This window comes from Actinomycetospora sp., from assembly GCF_055612215.1.
This window is the reverse complement of the sequence record NZ_JBVPVA010000337.1, coordinates 1-3,078: the sequence shown is the minus strand read 5'-3', so window position 1 is coordinate 3,078 and position 3,078 is coordinate 1. Positions and strand designations below refer to the sequence as shown.

General features: G+C 72.4%; 2 protein-coding genes and 2 pseudogenes. All 4 read right to left on the bottom strand.

The window, feature by feature from the left end:
* Positions 1–360: pseudogene (locus AC0CYZ_RS09700) on the bottom strand (DNA-directed RNA polymerase subunit beta); the annotation flags it as partial.
* Between the two features lie 453 nt (positions 361–813).
* Positions 814–1,875 carry a hypothetical protein gene (locus AC0CYZ_RS09695; RefSeq protein ID WP_472214671.1) on the bottom strand — a complete coding sequence of 354 codons (1,062 nt, stop codon included), beginning with the start codon at positions 1,873–1,875 and terminating at the stop codon, positions 814–816.
* Between the two features lie 16 nt (positions 1,876–1,891).
* Positions 1,892–2,356: a hypothetical protein gene (locus AC0CYZ_RS09690; protein ID WP_472214669.1), complete on the bottom strand. Its 465-nt coding sequence runs from the start codon at positions 2,354–2,356 to the stop codon at positions 1,892–1,894.
* A 145-nt stretch (positions 2,357–2,501) separates the two neighbouring features.
* Positions 2,502–3,078, bottom strand: a pseudogene (locus tag AC0CYZ_RS09685) (hypothetical protein); the annotation flags it as partial.

Genomic DNA, 3,078 nt, shown 5'->3' with positions numbered 1-3,078 from the left:
CGTCACGAAGAGCGGGGCCGAGTAGGTCATGTCCTTGTCCTTGCATTCCTCGACGGAGGCCTTGACCTCGTCGAAGCGTGGGTCGGAGAAGGACAGGGACATCGAGCCGGAGAAGTCCTCGATGGGCGAGATCTCCGCCAGGACCTCCTCGAGACCGCCGACCGGGGCCTCGTCGCCTGCCTCCACGCGGCGCTCGAACCACTCCTCGCTACCGACCAGCCACTCGAAGGACTTGGTCTGCAGGTCGAGGAGGTCGGGGACCTCCAGCGGCTGGTCGAGCTTGGCGAAGGAGACCCGGAGGGGAGCCCCGGGGAACGACGCGTGGTGGTTCGAGGACCTGGTGGCGCGGGTAACTGCCAAGATGCGTCCTTCCGGAACAACGCTGTCTGACGCTGTCAGTAGCTTCGTCCGCTCGAGACGCAGCGCAGTGCCCCGGGCGGCCGGATCGCGCAGCCGTCCGTAGTACCCACATACGTGGGGGTGCAGACACGTGAAGGCAGCGCGATCCGACAGTCTAGCCACGACCGCAGCAGCTGTCGAACGCCCCCCCTCGTGACACGCCTCCGGTGACCGGAACCTCGAGGGCTCCGTCTCGACCGGGGGGTCGGACGCGGGGACTCGCGCTGGGGAACAGAGTGACCGGTGACCGGGTCCGCGTCAAGTGCGACGCGCACGCCGTCCGGGGGGACCGCCACCTCGCGTCGCAGGTCAGAGCACCGGGGCCCCGACGGAACAGCCCGGGTCGAGGCATCCGTCAGGACACTCGACCCGGGCTGCGTCGTGCCGTGGGTCCCCCCACACGCGCGCCAGGCGTCACATGGGGTTGATCGCGCTGATCTTCCAGCGGCCGTCCTGGCGGACGACCTCGACGTTCAGCAGCCCGGGCGCGTTGGTCGTCTGCTGGTTGGTGGTGCGCTCCGCGGTGAACTGCACGAAGGCCATGAGGCTCGCGTGGTCGGCGTCGAGCTGCTTGACGCCGATGTTGAGCACGCTGGCCGTCTGGCGCAGCTTCTGCTGCGTGGCCGGCCCGCGGATCGTCTGCTCGAACACCGAGAGGTACTGCGAGGTGAAGGCGCCGGTGGACTGCGTCTTCGCGGCATTCACCGAGTCGTCGAGCTTGGCGAAGTCGTAGGAGAGGATCTGCTCGATCCCCTGGCGCGTCTGGCCGACGACCTCGGCCGTGCCGCCCACGTCGACGACGGCCTGGTTGGCCACCGGACCGGTCGACCACGCATCGCGGCCCTGCCAGAACGCGAGGCCGGCGAGCACGAGGCACACGACGACGACGGCGCCGAGCACCGCCTGGAGCATCCGCGGGTTGGCCCCGAGACGCCGGAAGGGCGCCGCGACACCGGCGAGACGGCCGCCGCGCGGGGAGGACTGCGTCGCCGGGGCACCGCGCCGCGGCGCGGGGCGCTCCAGCAGCGCGGTCCCCGACCGGGAGCCGCCGTCGGTCCGGGTTGACCCCGCCGGGGTCATGGCCCGCTGCGTGCGCCGCTGCTTCGACGACGGCGCGGGGCGCTCGGTGGTGGCCGCGACGTCCTCGGACGACCCGGGCCCGGACGACTCGACCCGGCTCGGCTTCGCGAGCGCGCCGGCGGAGACCGGCGGAGCGGCGGCGGCGTGGTCCGACGCGCCGTCCTCGGCGGACACACCGTCGTCGACGGCACCGCGGTCGGCGGGCGCCGAAGCGGTGTCGGTGGACGTGGCCGGCGCCGCGTCCTCGATGTCCTCGACGTCGCCGCCGAGCGGCTCGGACGGGCGGGTGGACTCGGCGGTGACGCCGGGACGACCCGGGGCGCGGAGGCCCGCGACCTTGGGGCGACGACCGGCCGGGGCGGTGCTGGCGGTGGTGGTGCGGGTACGGGGTGGCACGACGCTGTCCCCTTCCTCAGCTCTGGCCGGCGGTCGGGGCAGCCTTCGCGGCCTTCCAGCCGTCCGGGGTGCGCTGCATGTCGACCTGGAACAGCTGCTGCTTCTGGGTGGGCTGCTGGTTGGCGCTCGAGGCGGTGACGTTGATGGCGACGAGGGCCGAGGCGGTCCCCTTGTCGTCGTCGAACGACGTCAGCGACGCGCCGGCGGGAGTGGCCACCACGGACGCCTGGGCCTTCTTGAGGCTGTCGGCGAACTGCTGGCGGACCTTGCCGTACTCGGTGAGCATCGGGTCGGTCAGCGAGGACTGCGCGGCCGCGAGGTCGGAGTCGATCGTCTGCGGGTGCACCGTGTTGATGTTGACGACGATCTGCTCGGCGGCGTCGACCGCGACGTCCCGGTCGGCGGACTGGTTCGCCGTCGTGCCGTGGGTCCCGAGGTACCAGTAGATGCCGGCCGCGACGGCGGCCGCGAAGGCCAGCACGGTCAGGACCGCGAGGACGGTGATCCTCGTCTTCTGGGACGGGGCCCGGAGGCTCCGCCGGCGCGTCGGGGTCGCGTCCGTCCCGGTGGCGGTGTCGGTGGGAGAGGTGATGGTCGGCTCCTCGGGGTCGCCCCCGCGTCAGCGGTCAGCCCAGGCCAGGGATGACGATCGGCGGGGCACCGCGCTTCGAGTCCGCCAGGACGTCCGCTGGGGAGGACGACACGCCGGAGAACGCAGTGGTCTGGTTCGCATTCTGCGACGGGGCCGTCGCGGTCGATGCAGCGGGGGAGGCCTGGCTCTGCGAGGTCCCGCCCTGGACGGGCTGGCTGGTGTCGCCGGAGTTGGCGCGCGCCGGGTCGGGCAGGCTCCGCGGCCCGTAGGCCGTATTGGGGTTCAGGAGCGAGCCCTGCGGACGTGGAGCGCCGTTGGGCAGCGGTGCACGCTGTGAGCCACGCGCGTCGATGATGGGGTTGGGTCCTGCGCCGTTGCCGTCGGTCTGGCTGCACCACACGGTCGTGTTCATCGGGAAGTGTCCGGGGTTGGTCACGGGCTGGCCCCCGGTCACGGGGTTGCTCGGGTCAGGGGGCGGCACGTCCGCGCGCTGCCACGTCGTCTGCGGGTCCCCGTTGCCGGCCTGGTGCAGGTAGGCGCCGTTCTGGCAGTAGGGCGGGTCCTGGAGGTTCAGCACGAGGCCGAAGTGCACGCGACCGTCGCCGGGGACC